The 19052-nt window shown below is 65.2% G+C and carries 16 protein-coding genes, 1 tRNA gene, 1 pseudogene and 1 riboswitch; of the genes and pseudogenes, 10 read left to right on the plus strand and 8 right to left on the minus strand.

Annotation, left to right across the window (positions count from 1 at the left end):
• The first annotated feature begins 166 nt into the window (after window positions 1–166).
• Window positions 167–1096 carry a universal stress protein gene (locus BY998_RS08870; protein WP_110351284.1) on the plus strand — a complete coding sequence of 310 codons (930 nt, stop codon included), beginning with the start codon at window positions 167–169 and terminating at the stop codon, window positions 1094–1096.
• A 110-nt stretch (window positions 1097–1206) separates the two neighbouring features.
• On the plus strand, window positions 1207–1365 hold the full coding sequence (locus tag BY998_RS24280) for a hypothetical protein (protein ID WP_173390167.1): 159 nt from the start codon (window positions 1207–1209) through the stop codon (window positions 1363–1365).
• Window positions 1366–1516: 151 nt separating this feature from the next.
• Window positions 1517–1606: riboswitch (glycine riboswitch) on the minus strand.
• A gap of 20 nt (window positions 1607–1626) precedes the next feature.
• On the opposite strand, the gene BY998_RS08875 is transcribed toward BY998_RS24280, so the two are convergent.
• Entirely contained in the window at window positions 1627–2178 is a 552-nt protein-coding gene (locus BY998_RS08875) for an EAL domain-containing protein (RefSeq protein ID WP_110351285.1), read from the minus strand.
• 125 nt (window positions 2179–2303) lie between these two features.
• Window positions 2304–2717, minus strand: coding sequence for a nucleoside diphosphate kinase regulator (gene rnk / locus BY998_RS08880; RefSeq protein WP_110351286.1), 414 nt, complete (start codon window positions 2715–2717; stop codon window positions 2304–2306).
• Between the two features lie 891 nt (window positions 2718–3608).
• On the opposite strand from rnk, the gene BY998_RS08885 reads away from it, so the two are divergent.
• The 7 genes and pseudogenes from BY998_RS08885 to ispF all read left to right on the plus strand — a co-directional run.
• Entirely contained in the window at window positions 3609–4094 is a 486-nt protein-coding gene (locus tag BY998_RS08885) for a GreA/GreB family elongation factor (RefSeq protein ID WP_110351287.1), read from the plus strand.
• Window positions 4095–4156: 62 nt separating this feature from the next.
• Window positions 4157–5593 carry a homospermidine synthase gene (locus BY998_RS08890; RefSeq protein ID WP_110351288.1) on the plus strand — a complete coding sequence of 479 codons (1437 nt, stop codon included), beginning with the start codon at window positions 4157–4159 and terminating at the stop codon, window positions 5591–5593.
• A gap of 7 nt (window positions 5594–5600) precedes the next feature.
• The gene (gene hpnE / locus BY998_RS08895; RefSeq protein ID WP_110351289.1) at window positions 5601–6860 is read left to right on the plus strand and encodes a hydroxysqualene dehydroxylase HpnE; all 1260 of its coding nucleotides are present in this window, start codon (window positions 5601–5603) and stop codon (window positions 6858–6860) included.
• Window positions 6861–6943: 83 nt separating this feature from the next.
• Window positions 6944–8101 carry a phosphoserine transaminase gene (locus tag BY998_RS08900; RefSeq protein ID WP_110351494.1) on the plus strand — a complete coding sequence of 386 codons (1158 nt, stop codon included), beginning with the start codon at window positions 6944–6946 and terminating at the stop codon, window positions 8099–8101.
• A 126-nt stretch (window positions 8102–8227) separates the two neighbouring features.
• Complete coding sequence (locus BY998_RS08905) at window positions 8228–9490, plus strand: Glu/Leu/Phe/Val dehydrogenase (protein WP_056498996.1); 1263 nt, start codon at window positions 8228–8230, stop codon at window positions 9488–9490.
• 10 nt (window positions 9491–9500) lie between these two features.
• Window positions 9501–10463 (plus strand): pseudouridine synthase, encoded by a 963-nt coding sequence (locus BY998_RS08910; RefSeq protein WP_056498999.1) that lies wholly within the window; start codon window positions 9501–9503, stop codon window positions 10461–10463.
• A 14-nt stretch (window positions 10464–10477) separates the two neighbouring features.
• Window positions 10478–10996: pseudogene (gene ispF / locus BY998_RS08915) on the plus strand (2-C-methyl-D-erythritol 2,4-cyclodiphosphate synthase); the annotation flags it as partial.
• Window positions 10997–11226: 230 nt separating this feature from the next.
• Here ispF and BY998_RS08920 read toward each other — a convergent pair.
• Window positions 11227–11631 (minus strand): DUF983 domain-containing protein, encoded by a 405-nt coding sequence (locus BY998_RS08920; protein ID WP_056499003.1) that lies wholly within the window; start codon window positions 11629–11631, stop codon window positions 11227–11229.
• A gap of 197 nt (window positions 11632–11828) precedes the next feature.
• Here BY998_RS08920 and BY998_RS08925 point away from each other — a divergent pair, with 197 nt between their 5' ends.
• Window positions 11829–13217: a PLP-dependent aminotransferase family protein gene (locus tag BY998_RS08925; RefSeq protein ID WP_110351290.1), complete on the plus strand. Its 1389-nt coding sequence runs from the start codon at window positions 11829–11831 to the stop codon at window positions 13215–13217.
• A gap of 283 nt (window positions 13218–13500) precedes the next feature.
• On the opposite strand, the gene BY998_RS08930 is transcribed toward BY998_RS08925, so the two are convergent.
• From BY998_RS08930 to BY998_RS08950, 5 genes are all read right to left on the minus strand, one after another.
• A complete protein-coding gene (locus tag BY998_RS08930; RefSeq protein ID WP_181425466.1) occupies window positions 13501–13665 on the minus strand; it encodes a transposase in 165 nt (54 codons plus the stop codon).
• 241 nt (window positions 13666–13906) lie between these two features.
• Window positions 13907–13982 (minus strand) — tRNA-Val (locus BY998_RS08935).
• A gap of 136 nt (window positions 13983–14118) precedes the next feature.
• Entirely contained in the window at window positions 14119–16542 is a 2424-nt protein-coding gene (gene lon / locus BY998_RS08940) for an endopeptidase La (protein WP_110351292.1), read from the minus strand.
• Window positions 16543–16809: 267 nt separating this feature from the next.
• Entirely contained in the window at window positions 16810–18081 is a 1272-nt protein-coding gene (clpX, locus tag BY998_RS08945) for an ATP-dependent Clp protease ATP-binding subunit ClpX (RefSeq protein WP_060769918.1), read from the minus strand.
• A gap of 257 nt (window positions 18082–18338) precedes the next feature.
• Window positions 18339–18965, minus strand: coding sequence for an ATP-dependent Clp protease proteolytic subunit (locus tag BY998_RS08950; protein ID WP_108940305.1), 627 nt, complete (start codon window positions 18963–18965; stop codon window positions 18339–18341).
• Window positions 18966–19052: the final 87 nt, after the last annotated feature.

The following is a 19052-nucleotide window of genomic DNA, read 5'->3' on the forward strand; positions in this document are numbered from 1 at the left end:
GCGAGCCGCGGTTCGTCCGGACAGGTCCTCTCCACTGAGCGAGGCTGCCGCAAAGAGGCTGAGCCGCGCCCAAATCGCACAGCGCGGGCGCGCGAACGTGCGCACGCGCCACCGGCTCACATTCACTCCGCCTTGGACTGACACCAACCTGATTAGGAGAACGCTCATGAATATTCTCGTTGCCACCGACTTTACGTTCCGCTCTCAGAGGGCCGTGCGGCGTGCCGGCATCCTGGCTGGTCAGCACGGGGGAAAGCTCGTCCTGATGCATGTCATAGACGGTCCCGATCCTCATGAGGTCGTGCCGGACCTTCGCGAGGCGCAACGCATGATCGTGGAGCAGATCGCCGTCGTGCCGGAACTTCACGGTATATCGTGCGAGCCGCTCGTCGTCGGGGGATGCCCTCCCCATGCAATCCTCGATGCGGCTGCGGCCCACGAAGCCGACTTGGTCGTGGTTGGCGCCGCTCTCAGGGCGACTGCGCGCTATTCTAGACGAACCGTCCGCAGCTTGATCCGCAAGGCGCCATGCCCAGTCCTTGTCGTCAGGCAACCCGCCGCGGGACCGTACAGGCGGGTCGTAGTACCGGTTGATTTCTCGGACGCATCAGCGCGCGCATTGCAGACCGTGGCATCGCTCAAGCCCTTGAACGGCACCCACGTCACCGTCGTGCACGCGTTCGAGGCTTTGGGAAAGCCAAAATTATCGGGGTTCGGCGTCGCGCGCGAGCACATCGATAGCTACGTCGAAAACTGGCGCTCCTCGTTCGCGGAGGAAGTTGAGACCTTCCTCGGAGCCGACGGTTTAGCGGATCGGGATTGGTCGCGGCGGGTGGAGGAGGGTCCTCCGGACAAGGTCATCGTCCGCCTCACCGCGCGGATGCCTTCGACCCTCGTCGTCATGGGCACGCATGCCCGGACGGGGATCAGGAAGGCATTTCTGGGAAGCGTCACCGAGGACGTCCTTATCGCCCGTGGCGCGGACGTGCTGGTCGTCCCTCCACTCCGGTCCGGCGTCAGCCCTGGGTGGGAATCCTCTGCGCATACCGTGGCAGACCGGGTCGAGCGTCCGGCCCTTAGGGCCGTGACCGCTTGAGTGGCCGCGCTCGTCACGCCTCCGCGGCACGCATGCGCGGGCTTGGCAAACTCCGTCGCGGCGCGTTTCAGTCAGTGAACGAAGCAGCAGACTTCGGCGGAGGAGGCTCGATGAGGATCATCGCCGCTCGGGTCATGGCCATCGCCGTCATGCTGCTGGTGCTGGGCACGGCGCGATGGCTTGAGCAATTCGGGACACCTTCGGTGATCGAGGCCTACCTCGCCGCCGCCGCGGCGGCGACCGCTGTAGCGATCTTCGCCCGCCGGTGAGCTTGCCTACATCGCCTCTTCGACGCCCCTCAAGGCATGACGGCGAAGAACAGGAACGAGGCTTTCATCGTCCTGATAGCTTCGCCTGCGCCTCGAAGGCCTTCGGCTTACACCATCGGCGAGAGCGCGAGCTCCACTTTCCAGAGTGGCGAACGAACGAGCGGTCCGGGTGCCTAAGAGTTTCCTGGGCGGCTGCTCCTTCGGCGGTCGGTTAACACCGGCCCTCTCCCTCTCGTTTGCGGCCGAGATGCCAGACAACGCTCACATGTTTGTTAGCTTGCTACCAATTGCGTGCGTTGCAGCACACTCTAAGACAGGGTGTGACTCAATGATCCTCATGCGCGGCTGAGACCGGCGTATGATGGCATTCCGCGAGGCGGTCGCAGCTGCGAGGAAGGCGGCGGGATCCATCGGTTTGCCGTAGCGGTAGCCTTGGCCCTCGTCACAGCCGCGCGAGGCGAGGAAGGCCTCCTGTGCCTCCGTCTCGATGCCTTCGGCGATGACTTCGAGCCCAAGGCTACGAGCAAGCGTCAGAACTGCCTCTACAATGGCGGCGTCGTTGCTGCCGGGCGCCAGCTTCATGATGAAGCTGCGGTCGATCTTCAGGCGGGTTACGGGGAAGTCCCTGAGCGCCGTCAACGAGGCGAAACCCGTTCCGAAGTCGTCAAAAGCGATCCCCACACCACGCTCCTTCAACTCCCGCAACGGCGTAAGCATGGACGACTGCTGCCGCAGCGCGATGTTTTCCGTCAGCTCGATCTCACCCAGAACTTCACGCAGTCCTGTCGCGTCTTGACGTACCGCCGAGCCCATCACGCGGGGCTATGCGTTCGCATGCCGATCGCGGACGCAGACGCACTCGCCACCGAGGGCTACCTCGTCGGGCTGGAACAGGACACGCAGGATCGTTCGTCGATAGAGCCGATCCGCATGCCGTTTCAGGCGAAAGCAGCCTCGCGAACCGCGAGCACGGTCAGGCGTCGGGTCTCGCCCGTCCGGGTGGCCCAATCGATGGACTGACCCTCACTCAAGCCGATCAGGGCTGCGCCAATCGGAGTCAGGATGGAAACCTTGCCCTGCTCGATGTCAGCCTCTCCAGGGTAGACTAGCGTCACGGATTGCATCCTGCCCGTCGAATTGTCGCGGAAGTCCACCCGGCTGCCCATGCGTGCGAAATCGCCTTGAGCGGCCCCGCCCCGGACGATCTGAACCCGGTCAAGTTCGTACGAAAGAAATGAAACGACTTCCGGCGCGCGATCCATGGCGCTTGCCGCCAGTCGCGACAAACGTTCGTGGTCGTCGGCCGTCATCTTGATGCGCGGCTTCGCCGCAGCGAGGGAAACTTTTGTCAACTTCTTCGATCCTATTTAGGTCGTTGTCGTACTACGCTGCACTCAAGCCTGGATCGTCCCCGACTTCTGGAGGAAGCAGGAGATCATTTTCGCTTTTTGCTGAGCTCGGCGAATACGGGTAATTTCTGCGCGAAAACGGAAGCACGGTGCGTGAACGCGGTGCTACGTCGTGCAAGGGGGTGGACTGTTCTCGTTTCGTCGCCGTCTCACCTGCGTCGCCCGTAGGACGAAGCTCCGGATCGCGCTCAGGGGCATCCATAGATCCCGCTCCGCTACTGCATCAGAGCTGCCTATCCGGCAGCCAGCGCATGTTTGTCGACGCGAAGGACGCGTTCGCTTCACATGCCGGACGAAGGATTTGGTGTGGTGGTTGTCATGCGCTCTTGCCGCTGCAGCCGACAGCGTCTCGGCAAAACCCTCGCGCAATCCCCAAGCTCTGCGTACGCTGATGCGCCGCCGGCCTGGGGCTACTCGCCTGCGATCAGGCTACCTGCCCGAAGCAGGACACGGTTGAGGGTGATAGGGTTGCACATGATTTTCGAAGCATCAGCGAAGTTGATGATCTTGTCAATTCGCTGGCACAAGGCAATTGAGGCGATCCGGCACCGCAGAAACATCTCTCTTGGCCTACTTGACAGCCGCATGGCTTAGCCTATGCTCCGTTAGATTATGCCGAACCGTCTCCAAAGCATTCGCCTTCTAGGGCGTGCGGGCAGCCTGCAAGCAGGCTCTTAAGCCCTGGCGCCTGGCCGGCCTGACAAGGCGCGGCCCGCTCCAGGGATAGATCTCCAGCACTTCGTCCTTTTCGACGCGCAGGTCCCGAACGGGCTGCGCCGTCAGCCACTCTGCGCGGCTTGGCCGTGCGGAGCGGTCATGCTGTGAGGTGTCAGAATGGGCGCAGTTCGGAAACTTCCTCCGATTACGCTTCCAACCTACGACTTCGATCGTCTCGTCGCTTTTGGTCTTACAGCGTATCAGCGCGGCGATCCTGATGCTGACTTTCTTCTCTCGGAACTCGACCGTGCGGTGACTTTCGCTGCTCCCCCACCGCTGGGAGGGGTCGTGGCCGTCACTTGTCGAGTGAGCTATCGGCTCGACGATGAGCCGACGGTCCATGCGCGTCGTCTTGCGCATCCAAGCAGCGCGGTCGACTCGGTAGAAGAAATCTCTGCTGCAAGCCCGCTCGGGGTGGCGATGCTCGGTCTCAGGAGAGGAGACCGCATGCCGTATCGCGACAACGCCACGGGACGCGAGCATGTCGTCGAAATCGCAGATGTCGGACCGCCGCGGTCCACGGATGACGCCGTGCCGCCCAGGCCATTCGATCGTCTTCTCCGCTGGTCTTCGCTGCCGGTGCCGGTAGCCGATCAGCTCTAATGTCGGCCGCATAATCGCGGCTGCAGCTTTGCAAAAACCTCACCCCCACAGGACTTTGAGTGATGACTGAGAGCCGTTGGCCCGTGCATGGCCGCATTACCGGCCCGATCGTGATGATCGGCTTCGGCTCGATCGGCCGGGGCACCCTGCCCCTCATCGAGCGCCATTTCGAGTACGACAAGAGCCGCTTCACGGTCATCGATCCCGTCGACACCCATAAGGATCTCGCCGACAAGCACGGGCTGCGCTTCGAGAAGGTCGCGCTCACCAAGGAGAACTACCGCGACGTCCTCACCCCGCTCCTCACCGAGGGCGGCGGCCAGGGCTTCTGCGTGAACCTGTCGGTCGACACCTCCTCGCGCGACATCCTCGAACTCTGCCGCGAACTCGGCGCGCTCTACATCGACACGGTCGCCGAGCCCTGGACCGGCTTCTACTTCGACGCCGGAGCCAACCAGGCGGAGAGGACGAACTACGCTTTACGAAACCGCATTCTGGATGCGCGCGCCGCGAGCCCCGGCGGCACGACCGCGGTGTCGTGCTGCGGTGCAAACCCCGGCATGGTCTCGTGGTTCGTCAAGCAGGCGCTGCTCAACGTCGCCAAGGACACCGGCTCCTCGACCCCTGAGCCGAAGACCCGCGAGGAATGGGCCGCGCTCATGCGCGAACTCGGCGTCAAGGGCATCCACATCGCCGAACGCGACACCCAGCGCGCCAAGAACCCCAAGCCCCAGGGCGTGTTCGTCAACACCTGGTCGGTCGAGGGCTTCGTCTCCGAGGGCAACCAGCCGGCCGAGCTCGGCTGGGGCACGCACGAGACCTGGAAGCCCGCCAATGCCCAGGAGCAGACCAAGGGCTCGCGCTGCGCGATCTTCCTGCTCCAGCCCGGCGCCGACACCCGCGTGCGCTCCTGGACGCCGACCGCGCAGGCGCAGTTCGGCTTCCTCGTGACCCACAACGAGGCGATCTCGATCGCGGACTACTACACGGTCCGCGAGGGTAACGAGGCGGTCTACCGTCCGACCTGCCACTACGCCTACCACCCGGCCAACGACGCCGTGCTCTCGCTGCACGAGATGTGGGGCAATGCCGGCAAGGTGCAGGAGCACCAGCACATCCTCGACGAGAACGAGATCGTCGACGGCATCGACGAACTCGGCGTCCTCCTCTACGGGCATAAGAAGAACGCCTACTGGTACGGCTCGCAGCTCTCCATCGAGGAGACCCGGCGGATCGCCCCCTACCAGAACGCGACCGGCCTTCAGGTGACGAGCGCCGTGCTCGCCGGCATGGTCTGGGCCCTGGAGAACCCGGAGGCCGGCATCGTCGAAGCCGACGAGATCGACTTCCGCCGCTGCCTGGAAGTGCAGACGCCGTATCTCGGCCCGGTCGTGGGCGTGTACACCGACTGGACCCCGCTCACCGACCGCCCCGGCCTGTTCCCGGAGGACATCGACCCGAGCGACCCCTGGCAGTTCCGCAACGTGCTCGTTCGGTAGCGACGCATTGTCGAACGCCGTTCACATCGTGGGCGCCGGCCTGTCCGGGCTCTGCGCGGCCGTCGAGCTCGTCGATGCCGGATATCCGGTGATCATCCACGAGGCTGCCGGCCATGCCGGTGGCCGCTGCAGATCCTATCACGATCCGCAGCTCGGGATGACGATCGACAACGGCAATCATCTCGGCCTTTCCGGTAACCGCGCGACGGTTGCCTTCCTGAGCCGGATCGGCGACAGCAATGCCGTCGTCGAACATGAAAAGGCCGAATTTCCGTTCGTCGATCTCGCAGCCGGACTACGGTGGACGCTGCGTCTCAACCGCAGCCGTGTTCCGTGGTGGGTGCTGGATTCGCGCCGACGCGTTCCGGAAAGCCACGTCACCGACTACGCGTCGATCCTCCGTCTCCTTTCGGCTGAACCTGGCACGAAGGTGTCGGATGTCCTCGCCTGCGAGGGGCTGCTCTACGAGCGGTTATGGCGCCCAGTCCTTCTGGCCGCGCTCAACATCGATCCGCGGGATGCGGACGCCGTCATCGCAGCGAAGGTGCTGCGGGAAACTGTCGGCGCGGGCGGACGCGCGTGCAAACCTCTCATCGCCACCAAGGGGCTTTCGACGGCCTTCATCGATCCGGCGCTGAAGTACTTGAAGGAGCGAGGTGCGGTATTCCGCTACAACAATCGCCTCCGCCGCTTCATCTTCGACGATAACGACGTCGCCGGTCTTGTGTTCGAGCAAGAGACGACGCGGCTGAAATCAGGTGATCGGGTGATCCTTGCGGTCACTCCGAAGGCCGCGTCCAGTGTCATGCCCGAATTGAGGGTCCCGCCGGAAGATCGAGGGATCGTCAATGTGCACTTCCGTGCGCGCGGTCCGGCCGAAATGCCACGCATGATGGGTGTCGTGAACGGATTGTCGGATTGGATCTTCACCTATTCCGATCGCATCTCGGTGACGATCAGCGGTACCGATTTGGTTGGCACAGCCTCCTGCGATCTGGCTCAACGTGTCTGGACCGAAATCGGCGCCGTCTCGCGTCCCTATCGCAGCGACTTCGCGGCCACTCCTCCATCCTGGCGGATCATCCGCGAGAAGCGGGCAACATTCGCGGCCACGCCCGCGGGGGCCCGCAGCCGCGCGCAGAGTCGAACGAGGTTGCGGAACCTCTTCATCGCCGGTGACTGGACCGACACAGGCCTGCCAGCCTGCATCGAGGGCGCGATCCGGTCCGGTAACGAGGCGTCGCGTCTCGCAATCGAGGCAAACTAATGCATTCGTGCTGTGACCTCTCTTCGGGCCAAGCCTCCGGCAATGCCGGCAACGTTCTCACCGGGATCGGCCGGCCGGATGCCATGCCGGATCGCCCCGCCGCGCGCCCGCGCGTGCCCTATTTCTCGTCCGGCCCCACGACCAAGCGTCCCGGCTGGAGCCTCGATGCCCTCTCCGGTGCCGCGCTCGGCCGCTCGCACCGCTCGGCTGTCGGCAAGGCCAAGCTCGCCGAAGCCATCGAGCTGACCCGCAAGGTTCTGCGCATCCCCGCCGATTACCGCATCGGCATCGTCCCCGGCTCCGATACCGGCGCCGTCGAGATGGCGATGTGGTCGATGCTCGGCCCGAAGCCCGTCGAGGTGATGGCCTGGGATTCCTTCGGTGCCGAGTGGGTCACCGACGCGCTCAAGGAACTCCGAATCGACCCGAAGGTGCATGTCGGCGAGCACGGCATCCTGCCCAAGCTCGATGCGATCGACACCAAGAACAACGACGTCGTCTTCACCTGGAACGGCACCACCGCCGGCGTGAAGGTCCCGCACGCCGACTGGATCGCCGACGACCGCGAGGGCGTCACCATCTGCGACGCGACCTCGGCTGCCTTCGCGATGCCGCTGCCGTGGGACAAGCTCGATGTCGTCACCTATTCCTGGCAGAAGGTGATGGGCGGCGAGGCCGCGCACGGCATGCTGATCCTCTCGCCCCGCGCCGTGGCGCGCCTCGAGAGTCACACGCCGGCCTGGCCGATCCCGAAGGTGTTCCGCCTGACCAAGGGCGGCAAGCTGATCGAGGGCATCTTCAAGGGCGAGACCATCAACACGCCCTCGATGCTGGCGGTCGAGGATTACCTCGACACCCTGAAATGGGCCGAGAGCATCGGAGGGCTCGACGCGCTCCATGCGCGGGCGGAGGCCAATGCGCGGGTGATCCATGACTGGGTGGCGCGCACCCCCTGGATCGGCCACCTCGCGGTGGACCCGGCGACCTACTCGAACACGGGCGTGTGCCTCGTGATCACCGACCCGGACGTGCTCGCCAAGGGCGACGCCGTGGTCAAGAAGGTTGCCGCCGGCATCGTCACGCGGCTGGAGAGCGAGGGCGTCGCCTTCGACTTCGGCGCCTACCGCGATGCACCGGCCGGCCTGCGCATCTGGTGCGGGGCCACCGTCGAGGCTTCCGACCTCGCGGCGCTCACCCCCTGGCTCGACTGGGCCTTCGCCCAGGAACAACGACAGCTCTAGAGCACCTTCCGGCGAAGAGATGCTGGGCCGGCCAGAGAATGCGAATCGGGTCAACGCCCGAGACTGATCGAGCACATTTTGCGGCCTGGAAGGCTTGCGAAGCTAAAGTAAAAGGGAATCCCGAAAATGCAGGATGCGAAGATCTTCGATCAGGCGTTGGTACGCCTGGACGATGCCGCGCGGCATCTCGATCTCGATGCGGATGTGTTGGAGAAACTCAAGTACCCTCGTGAGACGACCAAAGTCCGACTGATGATCCGCATGGATGACGGATCACGGAAATCGTTCATGGCTTGGCGCTGCCGCTACGACGACACGCGCGGACCGACGAAGGGGGGCATCCGCTTTCATCCAGAGGCGACGGCTGAGGAAGTGGAGACGCTCGCGTTCTGGATGACGTTCAAATGCGCCGTGATGGATCTGCCCTATGGCGGTGGAAAAGGTGCGGTTCGCGTCGACCCTCGCACTCTGTCAAAAACCGAGCTGGAGCGGCTTTCCCGCGCCTACATCCAGGCCTTCGCCAAGGTCATCGGGCCCGACCGCGACATCCCCGCGCCGGATGTCTACACGAATTCCATGGTCATGGGGTGGATGGCCGACGAATACGCCTCGATCATCGGCGAGCCTGCCCCCGCCGTGATTACCGGCAAGCCGATGGCGCTCGGCGGCTCGCTCGGGCGTGAGGACGCCACCGCACGCGGCGGCTACTACCTGGTCCGGCATCTCAAGGAGCGTCTGGGCCTGCCGTCTCGGGCGCGCGTCGCGGTGCAAGGCTTCGGCAACGCTGGGCAGCACATCGCCCGCCTCCTTGCCGAGGACGGGCACAAGATCGTGGCGATCTCCGATTCGCGCGGAGCGGCCTATTGCTCGGACGGCATCGATCCGCGCGCTGCCGTCCGGGCGAAGCGGGGCGGCAGCGTGACGGCAATCGCCGGCTCCGCGGGCGTCTCGGCTCTGGCCAGCGACGACCTCGTCGCCGTGGACTGCGACCTGCTCGTTCCGGCCGCTTTGGAGGACATGATCCACGAGGGCAACGCCGCCCGGGTCAAGGCCGGCGTCGTCCTCGAACTGGCGAACGGCCCCCTGACGCCGGAAGCGGATGCGATCCTCGGCCGTCGCGGCATCGTGGTCCTGCCGGACATCCTGGCGAATGCAGGCGGGGTCACGGTCTCGTACTTCGAGTGGGTCCAGAACCGGCAGGGCTACTACTGGCCGATCGACGACGTGCATGCGCGATTGCGGACGACGATGGAGCGTGAGGGCGACGCCATCTGGCGCTTGGCGCAAGAGCGCAACCTGACTCTCCGAAGCGCAGCCTACGTCCACGCGCTGGCCCGGCTCGCGAGCGCGATTGAGGCGCACGGGACGCAGCCATTCTTCACAAGCTGAAGCGCTCGATATGTCCCTTTCCACTCCCGGCTCGCAGAACCGCGCGCGGGGGAGGTTCGCAGCTCACTCGAGCCCCCCTCCCGTCAGTCTGCCGCGCGTTCTCTCGAAATTCGGCTTTTGCTCACGACGCTTGGCGGAGGTTCTGATCGAGAGCGGGCGGGTCCGCGTCGACGGCCGTGTGGTCTGCAGCGCGAGCGTGCGCGTGGATCCCCAGCGCGCCGTGATCTGCGTCGATGGCCGCCGGCTCGTCTCCGCTGCAAAGGTGTACCTGCTGCTGAACAAGCCGCGCGGCTTGCTCACGACCTATGGCGACCCTCAAGGCCGCAAGACGGTCTACGACTGTCTCGCGGGACACGACTTGCCGTTCCTCGCGCCGGTCGGCCGACTGGACTGCGCGAGTGAGGGCTTGCTGCTCATGACCAACGATACGCGGTGGGCGCATCGTCTTCTCGATCCAGCCTCCAACGTCGACAAGGTCTACCATGTGCAGATCGACCGCACGCCGGACGAGGCCTTGCTGACCGGGTTGCGAGAAGGCGCGGTGCATGATGGGGAGCGGCTTGCCGCTAAATCGGTGGCACCACTGCGTGTCGGGGAGCGCAACGCCTGGCTCGAAGTCGTCCTGAGCGAAGGCCGGAACCGTCAGATCCGACGCATGATGGCGCTCAACGGGGCCGAGGTGCTTCGGCTCGTGCGCGTCGCGGTCGGCGGCCTCCGTCTCGGTGATGTGAAGAAGGGCAAGTTCCGCCACCTGACCGACGCCGAAAGAGCGTGCTTGGCGGCCGGCGGGAGGACCGACAGCATTCGCCGGTCGCCTACCGCCGGTCGCGCCGAGAATGGAAGGGAACCCTTCTCGGCAGAGCGCTTGCTCCAGCGAGCCGTTGCAACTTCTTCAATCCGTTCCGACACCGGACGAGATCATCTGCGAATGCCGACAGACGGCGGTGTCGCGCTTGGAAGGCACTTGATTTGACAAAATTCGTGACCCGCCTCGGCACCGGCTTCGACGTTCACGCCTTCACGGAGGGCGACCATGTCTGGCTCGGCGGCGTGAAGATCCCGGCTGATCGCGGCGTGCTCGCCCATTCCGACGGCGACGTGGCCCTCCACGCGCTCACCGATGCGCTGCTCGGCGCCATCGCTGACGGCGATATCGGCACGCATTTCCCGCCCTCCGACGAGAAGTGGCGCGGGGCGGCCTCCGACCAGTTCCTAGCCCATGCCTGCGAATTGGTGCGGGCGCGCGGTGGCAAGATCGACCATCTCGACGTGACCGTGCTGGCGGAGGCGCCGCGCATCGGCCAGCACCGCGAAGCGATCCGCGCCCGCATCGCCGAGGTGGCCGGCGTGCCAATCGCCTCGGTGTCGATCAAGGCGACGACCACGGAGAAGCTCGGCTTCGTCGGGCGGGCTGAGGGCCTCGCCGCCCAGGCCGCCGCCACGGTGCGGCTACCCGAACCGGGTCCTTCCGGAATTGGCGTGACTGCAGGGCGGACTGAAGACTGAATCGACCTGTTCAAGACCGGCCACATTGGATGCTACGGCACGGCGGCAGCATTGAGCCGTGGAAAGGTCGGATCCGAAAGTCGAAGAGCGTGAGCGGCCGGTCGTTCGGATCGTCGATCCCGGTATGGGGTGGCACGGGTGCCGGACCAAGGGCCTGAGAACAGCACGGGGTGCAAACAGTCACGCCGCTGGCGCGAGCCTATTCGGGCCCGCGCGGAGAAGCGATAAGATCAGTTTCTGGTCGTCGGACCCGCGTTGGGTGCTGCCGGAGCCGCGAGGCGGCCTTCTCCGGCCTTGTTGATGTACTGGCTGGCGACGAAGAGCCCCTTGAGCGGCCGGATGACGGGCACGCAGGCCAGCAGGAGCAGCGGGAGTGTCACGACCGCATGGATCCAGAGCGGCGGATCGTAAGCCAATTCCAGCCAAATGCCGAAGGCTGTGACGGGGAAGGCCATCGTCATCATGATGAAGAAGGCCGGCCCATCCGCTGGATCAGCGAAGCTGTAGTCGAGGCCGCACGCCTCGCAGCGCGGCTTCAGGGTGATGAAACCATCGAACAAGCGCCCTTCGCCGCAGCGTGGACAGCGGCAACGCAGCCCGACGGACAGCATCGATTGATCGGTCGTCCTTTGCATCGTCCACTTTCCTGACCCACCCGCTATATCGAGCGGCATAAAAGTTGCGCCTTGCACGACCTAAATGTATGGCACAAAAAGCCATACAATGCGGGCACAACTCATTTGGTCGTGCGAGATTTGATCTACGACATCAGATCTCGTACGGTCTTTAGGAACCATGTATGCATACATCGTTGCGAGCACAGGGGTCAACGATGGAGACATGGAGCCCGACAATCTCTGGCGACACAGGGCCGAAATACCGCGCCATCGTCAAAGCGCTGGCCGAGGACATCCGCACCGGCCGCCTTCCGCCGGGCGCACGCCTGCCGCCGCAGCGCGCTCTGGCCAAGCAACTCAATGTCGACCTCACCACAGTCACGCGCGCCTTCAACGAGGCACGCCGGACGGGCTTGATCGATGCCACGACCGGCAGGGGCAGCTTCGTTCGTGGACACGCGCCCAACCCCACGGAAATACGCAGGCCGGACCCGTCCGGGAGCGTCGACTTCAGCATGAACATGCCGCCCCAGCCGATCGTGGCGCGTCTGGCGGAGCGTATGGAGACGGGCCTGTCTCGCCTTGCCGGTTCGCCGGGCTTTCTCGACCGGATGCAGTACCAGGATAGCGCCGGGAACATGGCTGACCGGGCCGCGGCGGCGCAGTGGCTCGGCCGACGGCTCGGGCCTCTTCCGGTGCGCCGCGTCCTCGTGGGAGGAGGTGCCCAGGTCGTCCTCGCCGCCGTGCTCGCCGTCATTTTCAAGCCGGGAGATGCACTCTGCGTGCCTGCCCTGACCTATCCCGGTCTGCGCATGGCCGCCGAGCGCCGTGGCATTCGCCTCGTTCCGGTGGCCTGCGACGAGGACGGACTCGACCCGGAAGCGTTCCTCGAAAGCTGCAAGGCCGATCGACCGAGAGCCCTGTATGTGGTGCCAACGCTCGACAATCCGACAACCGCGACGCTGCCGATGGCCCGTCGTGAGCAGATCGCCGAGGTCGCGCGCTCGCACGGCGTCGCGATCATTGAGGACGACGCGTACGGCGCGTTGCCGCCGGATGCTCCTGCTCCCATCGCGTCCCTCGCCGGGGATATCACCTGGCACGTCGCGACGCTGTCCAAGTGCGTTAGCCCGGGCCTGCGCATCGCCTACGTCGCGGTTCCGGGCACCAACGAGGCTGTCCGGCTCGCTGCGGAACTGCGGGCCATCAACATGATGGCCTCGCCGCTCACCGCCGCGCTCGCCTCGCGATGGATTGCGGACGGCGAGCTCGATGCGATCGTGGCCGCCATCCGGCAGGAGAACGGACTCCGGCAGGCGGTTGTCCGGGAGACGCTACAAGGTCTCGACGTCCGGGCACATCCCTACGGGCATCATCTCTGGCTCCGGCTTCCGGAGCTATGGCGTCGCGGAGAGTTCGGTGCGCATGCGCGTCAGCTCGGGCTGTCGGTCGTCGTGAGTGATGCCTTCTCCGTCGGACCAGCACCCGAGGCCATCCGTATCTCCCTGGGGGCGGCGTCGGACGCCGAGACCTTGCGGTACGGGCTGAGCCTCCTCGCGACACTCCTGGCACATCCGCCCGGCGCGATCACCACGGTCGTCTGAGGTGCCTGACGTGGCGAACGCATCCAGCAGCCGGGAGCATCCGGCTGGACCTCGGCGCCATCTCGCTTCGCTGCCACGGACACAGTCAAGGCGACGAACCGGGTCAGGCTGCCCTCTTGCGTGACGCGGATTGCGCCTTCGTCTTGCAGGGCCACGCGCACAGGCATGATGGTGCGCGGGCACGGGCCGTGCTCCTGCCGGGTGTACGTGGCGCCCGTAATTGGCTTGCCCGTGAGACGGCCTTCTTGGTGCTTTCAATGGCGCGCGCGCGGACGCGGCTAATCTAATCCTCCGACCCGCTGCGTTCCAGCACGCCCATGACGATGGCCTTACCGACGCCGCCCGTGCCCTTGATCTTCGCCTTGCGCTTGGCGGCGTGCATGTTTCTGGCCGCGCCGCCGATGTACGTTTCATCGGCTTCTACGGCACCGTCAGCCTTCGTCAGCAAACCGCACTGCATCGCGAGGCGTAACCTTCGCCGATTTGCGAGAGAAAGAACCATCGAAGAGCGCGAAGCCAGGGGCCTGTGTCAGCGTCACTGAAAAAAAAGGTTCGCTCGCCTGACAGGGTCGCCGAAGTTCCAACCCCGCAGCAGATAACGTCTTACACAGAAGCTTCCCATGTGCTTCCCACTGCTGAGAAATGGGAAGCAGGCTGCCTCGATGATGCCGTTAAGTCACTGGAAAATATGGTGGGCGGTGAGGGACTCGAACCCCCGACCCTCTCCGTGTAAAGGAGACGCTCTACCAACTGAGCTAACCGCCCGAACCGGTGCCGTGCAGCGTTACGGAACGGCGCGCGGCTGCGCAAGGCCAGGGCGCGCTCCCGGCGCGATCCCGGCGTGAAAAAGCCCCCGGAGCGGGGCTCCGGGGGCTCTGTCAGAGTGCGGTGAGGATCGTCCTCAGTGGGCGATCACCGCCGCGCCGTCCTCGTCGCGCTTGGGCGTCTTGGAGGGAAGCGGCTCGTCCCACTCGATGGGCTCGGGCTGGCGCACGAGGGCGTGCTGCAGCACCTGATCCATCCGCGAGACGGGAATGATCTCCAGACCGTTCTTCACGCTGTCGGGCACCTCGGCGATGTCCTTGGCGTTCTCCTCCGGAATCATCACCGTCTTGATGCCGCCGCGCAGCGCCGCGAGCAACTTCTCCTTCAAGCCGCCGATCGGCAGGACGCGACCGCGCAGGGTCACTTCGCCGGTCATCGCCACATCGCGGCGCACCGGGATGCCGGTGAGCGTCGAGATGATCGCGGTGGCCATGGCGATGCCGGCCGACGGACCGTCCTTCGGGGTCGCCCCTTCGGGAACGTGAACGTGGATGTCCCGGCGCTCGAACAGCGGCGGCTCGATGCCGAAATCGATGGCCCGCGAGCGGACGTAGCTTGCCGCCGCCGAAATCGACTCCTTCATCACATCGCGCAGGTTGCCCGTGACCGTCATCTTGCCCTTGCCGGGCATCATGACGCCCTCAATCGTCAGCAACTCGCCGCCGACCTCGGTCCAGGCCAGACCCGTCACCACGCCGACCTGATCGTCCGCGTCGATCTCGCCGTAGCGGAACTTCGGCGGGCCGAGGAATTCCGGCAGCGTCTCGGGGTTGGCCTCGACCTGCTTCACCTTGGTGATCAAGATCTCCTTCACCGCCTTGCGGATCAGGTTGGAGATCTCGCGCTCCAGGTTGCGGACGCCCGCCTCCCGCGTGTAGCGGCGGATGAGCATCATCAGGCCGTCGTCGGTGATCGACCACTCGTCGGGGGTGAGCCCGTGCTTCTTGACCGCCTCGGGGATCAGGTGGCGGCGGGCGATCTGGAGCTTCTCCTCCTCGGTGTAGCCGGCGATGCGGATCACCTCCATCCGGTCCATGAGCGGGCCGGGGATGTTGAGCGTGTTCGCGGTCGTCACGAACATCACGTTCGACAGATCGTAATCGACCTCGAGGTAATGGTCGTTGAAGGTCGCGTTCTGCTCCGGATCCAGAACCTCGAGGAGGGCCGCCGACGGATCGCCGCGGAAGTCCATGCCCATCTTGTCGATCTCGTCGAGCAGGATGAGCGGGTTCGAGGTCTTGGCCTTGCGCATCGACTGGACGATCTTGCCGGGCATCGAACCGATATAGGTCCGGCGGTGACCACGGATCTCGGCCTCGTCCCGCACGCCGCCGAGCGACATCCGGACGAACTCGCGGCCCGTGGCCCGTGCGATCGACTTGCCGAGCGAAGTCTTGCCGACGCCGGGGGGGCCGACGAGGCAGAGGATCGGCCCGGTGAGCTTGTTCGCCCGCTGCTGCACGGCGAGATACTCGACGATCCGGTCCTTGACCTTATCGAGGCCGAAGTGATCCGAATCGAGGATCTGCTGGGCGCCCAAGAGGTCCTTCTTGATCTTCGAGCGCTTGCCCCACGGGATACCGAGCATCCAGTCGAGGTAGTTGCGCACGACCGTGGCCTCGGCCGACATCGGCGACATCTGACGCAGCTTCTTCAGCTCGGCGGTGGCCTTCTCGCGGGCCTCCTTCGTCAGCTTGGTCTTCTCGATCTTCTCCTCGAGTTCGGCCAGTTCGTCGCGGCCGTCCTCGGAGTCGCCGAGTTCCTTCTGGATCGCCTTCATCTGCTCGTTGAGGTAGTACTCGCGCTGGGTCTTCTCCATCTGCCGCTTGACGCGGGTCCGGATGCGCTTCTCCACCTGCAGAACGGAGATCTCGCTCTCCATCAGCGACAGCACGCGCTCCAAGCGCTGCGCCACCGTGGGGATCTCGAGGATCGCCTGCTTGTCGGCGATCTTGACCGCGAGGTGCGAGCCCACCGTGTCGGCGAGCTTGGAGGGCTCGTCGATCTGCGTGACGGCGGAGACGACCTCGGGCGAGATCTTCTTGTTGAGCTTCACGTAGTTCTCGAACTCGGAGATCACCGAGCGGGCGAGCGCCTCGGCCTCGACGCGGTCGCCGAGATCATCGGTGAGCGTGAGGGCCTGGGCCTCGTAATACTCGTCCGAGCGCACGAAGGACTCGATCTGCGCGCGGCCGGCGCCCTCGACCAGCACCTTCACGGTGCCGTCAGGCAGCTTGAGGAGCTGCAGCACGGAGGCCAGCGTGCCGATCGTGTAGATGGCATCGGTGGCCGGATCGTCGTCGCTGGCGTTGATCTGGGTCGCGAGCAGGATGTGCCGGTCCGAGCGCACCGCCTCCTCAAGCGCACGGATCGACTTCTCGCGGCCCACGAACAAGGGCACGATCATGTGCGGGAAAACGACGATGTCGCGCAGCGGCAGGACGGCATAGGAGCCCGTCGAACCGGGAACGACCGGCTGGCGCGATTTCGACTGGGTCATGGGTTCTTCCCTTATGTGTTGACGCCGGGCATTCGCTCCTCACGTGGAGCAAGCATCCTGCCAGGTGCCGACCGGGCCGCGAAGGGTCGGAAGCGGAGAATACAGTTTGCGGCTGGTGGCGCGGGCCCGCACCTTTTGGGGGATGAAGCGTAGGGCCCTGCGTTGAGCCTGAAGTGGTCGTTGCGGGGGGCGCTTTCAAGCGCGGTCGCCCCCCGGAACGAAAAAGGGCCGCCGGCTCAAAACCGGGCGGCCCTCAGGGTTGACCGATCAGGCGCTGACGCTGGCCGGTGCTTCCTTGTTGCGGTCGCCGTGGATGAAGAGCGGCCTCGATTTGCCCTCGACCACCTCGGGGCCGATGACCACCTGCTCGACCGAGTCGAGGCCGGGCAGGTCGTACATCGTGTCGAGGAGGATGGTTTCCAGGATCGAGCGCAGGCCGCGGGCGCCGGTCTTGCGCTCGATGGCCTTGCGGGCGACGAGGCTCAGCGCCTCGTCCTGGAAGGTCAGCTCGACGTTCTCCATCTCGAACAGGCGCTGATACTGCTTGACCAGCGCGTTCTTTGGCTCCTGCAGAATCTTCTTGAGGGCCTCCTCGTCGAGATCCTCCAGCGTCGCCAGGACGGGCAGACGGCCGACGAACTCGGGGATGAGGCCGAACTTCAGCAGATCCTCGGGCTCCACCGAGCGGAAGACCTCGCCGGTGCGGCGGTCATCGGGCGCCTGGACGCTCGCGCCGAAGCCGATCGAGGTGCCCTTGCCGCGCTGGGAGATGATGCGCTCCAGCCCGGCGAAGGCGCCGCCGCAGATGAACAGGATGTTCGTGGTGTCGACCTGCAGGAACTCCTGCTGCGGGTGCTTGCGGCCGCCCTGCGGAGGCACGGAGGCCACGGTGCCCTCCATGATCTTCAGGAGCGCCTGCTGCACGCCCTCGCCCGACACGTCGCGGGTGATCGAGGGATTGTCCGACTTGCGGGAGATCTTGTCGATCTCGTCGATGTAGACGATGCCGCGCTGCGCCCGCTCGACGTTGTAGTCGGAGGCCTGGAGCAGCTTGAGGATGATGTTCTCGACGTCCTCGCCGACATAGCCCGCTTCCGTGAGCGTGGTGGCGTCGGCCATGGTGAAGGGCACGTCGAGGATGCGGGCGAGCGTCTGCGCGAGCAGCGTCTTGCCCGAGCCCGTCGGCCCGATCAGCATGATGTTGGATTTGGCGAGTTCGACGTCGTTGTGCTTGGTCGCGTGCGCGAGCCGCTTGTAGTGGTTGTGCACCGCCACCGAGAGAACCTTCTTGGCGAAGTCTTGCCCGATGACGTAGTCGTCGAGGACCCGCCGGATCTCCTTCGGGGTCGGCACCCCGTCGCGGGACTTCACCAGCGAGGACTTCGATTCCTCGCGGATGATGTCCATGCACAACTCGACGCACTCGTCGCAGATGAACACCGTCGGGCCCGCAATGAGCTTGCGAACCTCGTGCTGGCTCTTGCCGCAGAACGAGCAGTACAGCGTGCTCTTCGAGTCGTTGCCGCCTGTCTTGCTCATATCGGTCTCCGGTTCGCGGGCGCGGCCCCAGCCAGCAGGGCACGCGCATCGATCTTGGAATGTAAGCGCATCCGCCTAAAGAAACAGTCACACCGGGCGGATGCGTCGGGATTGAGGCGCTCGAATCCCGATGCAATCACGCGACCGCCTCGGGATCAACCGGCCTGGCGGGCGGATCGGGCGCCGAAAGGACGCATGATCCCTGATCCTGCGGCGGCGTGCCCCGCACGCCGCAGCGGCCCGCTCTTCCGCTCAGGTCAGGCGGCGGCCGGCTCGGGGCGCTTGTGCAGGATGTCGTCGATCAGGCCGAACTCCTTGGCCGCGTCGGCGGTCATGAAGTTGTCGCGCTCCAGCGCCTGATGGATCGTCTCGTAGTCGCGGCCGGTATGCTTCACGTAGATCTCGTTCAGGCGCTTCTTGAGCGCCTCGATCTCGCGGGCATGGATCAGGATGTCGGTGGCCTGCCCCTGAAAGCCGCCAGAAGGCTGATGCACCATGATCCGGGCGTTGGGCAGGGCGAAGCGGTGGCCGGGCTCGCCGGCGGCCAGCAGCAGCGAACCCATCGACGCCGCCTGGCCGACGCAGAGCGTCGTGACGGGGCAGCGGATGAACTGCATCGTGTCGTAGATCGACAGGCCCGAGGTCACCACGCCGCCGGGCGAGTTGATGTAGAAGGAGATTTCCTTCTTCGGGTTCTCGGCTTCCAGGAAGAGGAGCTGAGCGACGATCAGCGACGCGCCCTGGTCCTCGACGGGACCCGTGAGGAAGATGATCCGCTCGCGCAGCAGCCGCGAATAGATGTCGAACGCTCGCTCGCCGCGGCTCGACTGCTCGACCACCATGGGCACGAGCGAATTATGGAAGTAGTCGACCGGATCTCTCATATCAGCCCTCGGCTCCGGGGTCCGGGCCCGAGCGAATCGCTCGGACACCGGAGGGTTACAGCGAACATGGCGGCCGTTAACGCCGCC

Source organism: Methylobacterium sp. B4 (assembly GCF_003201865.1).
Lineage (GTDB): Bacteria > Pseudomonadota > Alphaproteobacteria > Rhizobiales > Beijerinckiaceae > Methylobacterium.

Bases quoted from the DNA above. Each gene is read 5' to 3' on its own strand.
- BY998_RS08870 (WP_110351284.1), top strand. From the start codon at position 167: ATGAATATTCTCGTTGCCACCGACTTTACGTTCCGCTCTCAGAGGGCC.
- BY998_RS24280 (WP_173390167.1), top strand. From the start codon at position 1,207: ATGAGGATCATCGCCGCTCGGGTCATGGCCATCGCCGTCATGCTGCTG.
- BY998_RS08875 (WP_110351285.1), bottom strand. From the start codon at position 2,178: ATGGGCTCGGCGGTACGTCAAGACGCGACAGGACTGCGTGAAGTTCTG.
- BY998_RS08885 (WP_110351287.1), top strand. From the start codon at position 3,609: ATGGGCGCAGTTCGGAAACTTCCTCCGATTACGCTTCCAACCTACGAC.
- BY998_RS08890 (WP_110351288.1), top strand. From the start codon at position 4,157: ATGACTGAGAGCCGTTGGCCCGTGCATGGCCGCATTACCGGCCCGATC.
- BY998_RS08900 (WP_110351494.1), top strand. From the start codon at position 6,944: ATGCCGGATCGCCCCGCCGCGCGCCCGCGCGTGCCCTATTTCTCGTCC.
- BY998_RS08905 (WP_056498996.1), top strand. From the start codon at position 8,228: ATGCAGGATGCGAAGATCTTCGATCAGGCGTTGGTACGCCTGGACGAT.
- BY998_RS08910 (WP_056498999.1), top strand. From the start codon at position 9,501: ATGTCCCTTTCCACTCCCGGCTCGCAGAACCGCGCGCGGGGGAGGTTC.
- BY998_RS08920 (WP_056499003.1), bottom strand. From the start codon at position 11,631: ATGCAAAGGACGACCGATCAATCGATGCTGTCCGTCGGGCTGCGTTGC.
- BY998_RS08925 (WP_110351290.1), top strand. From the start codon at position 11,829: ATGGAGACATGGAGCCCGACAATCTCTGGCGACACAGGGCCGAAATAC.
- lon (WP_110351292.1), bottom strand. From the start codon at position 16,542: ATGACCCAGTCGAAATCGCGCCAGCCGGTCGTTCCCGGTTCGACGGGC.
- clpX (WP_060769918.1), bottom strand. From the start codon at position 18,081: ATGAGCAAGACAGGCGGCAACGACTCGAAGAGCACGCTGTACTGCTCG.
- BY998_RS08950 (WP_108940305.1), bottom strand. From the start codon at position 18,965: ATGAGAGATCCGGTCGACTACTTCCATAATTCGCTCGTGCCCATGGTG.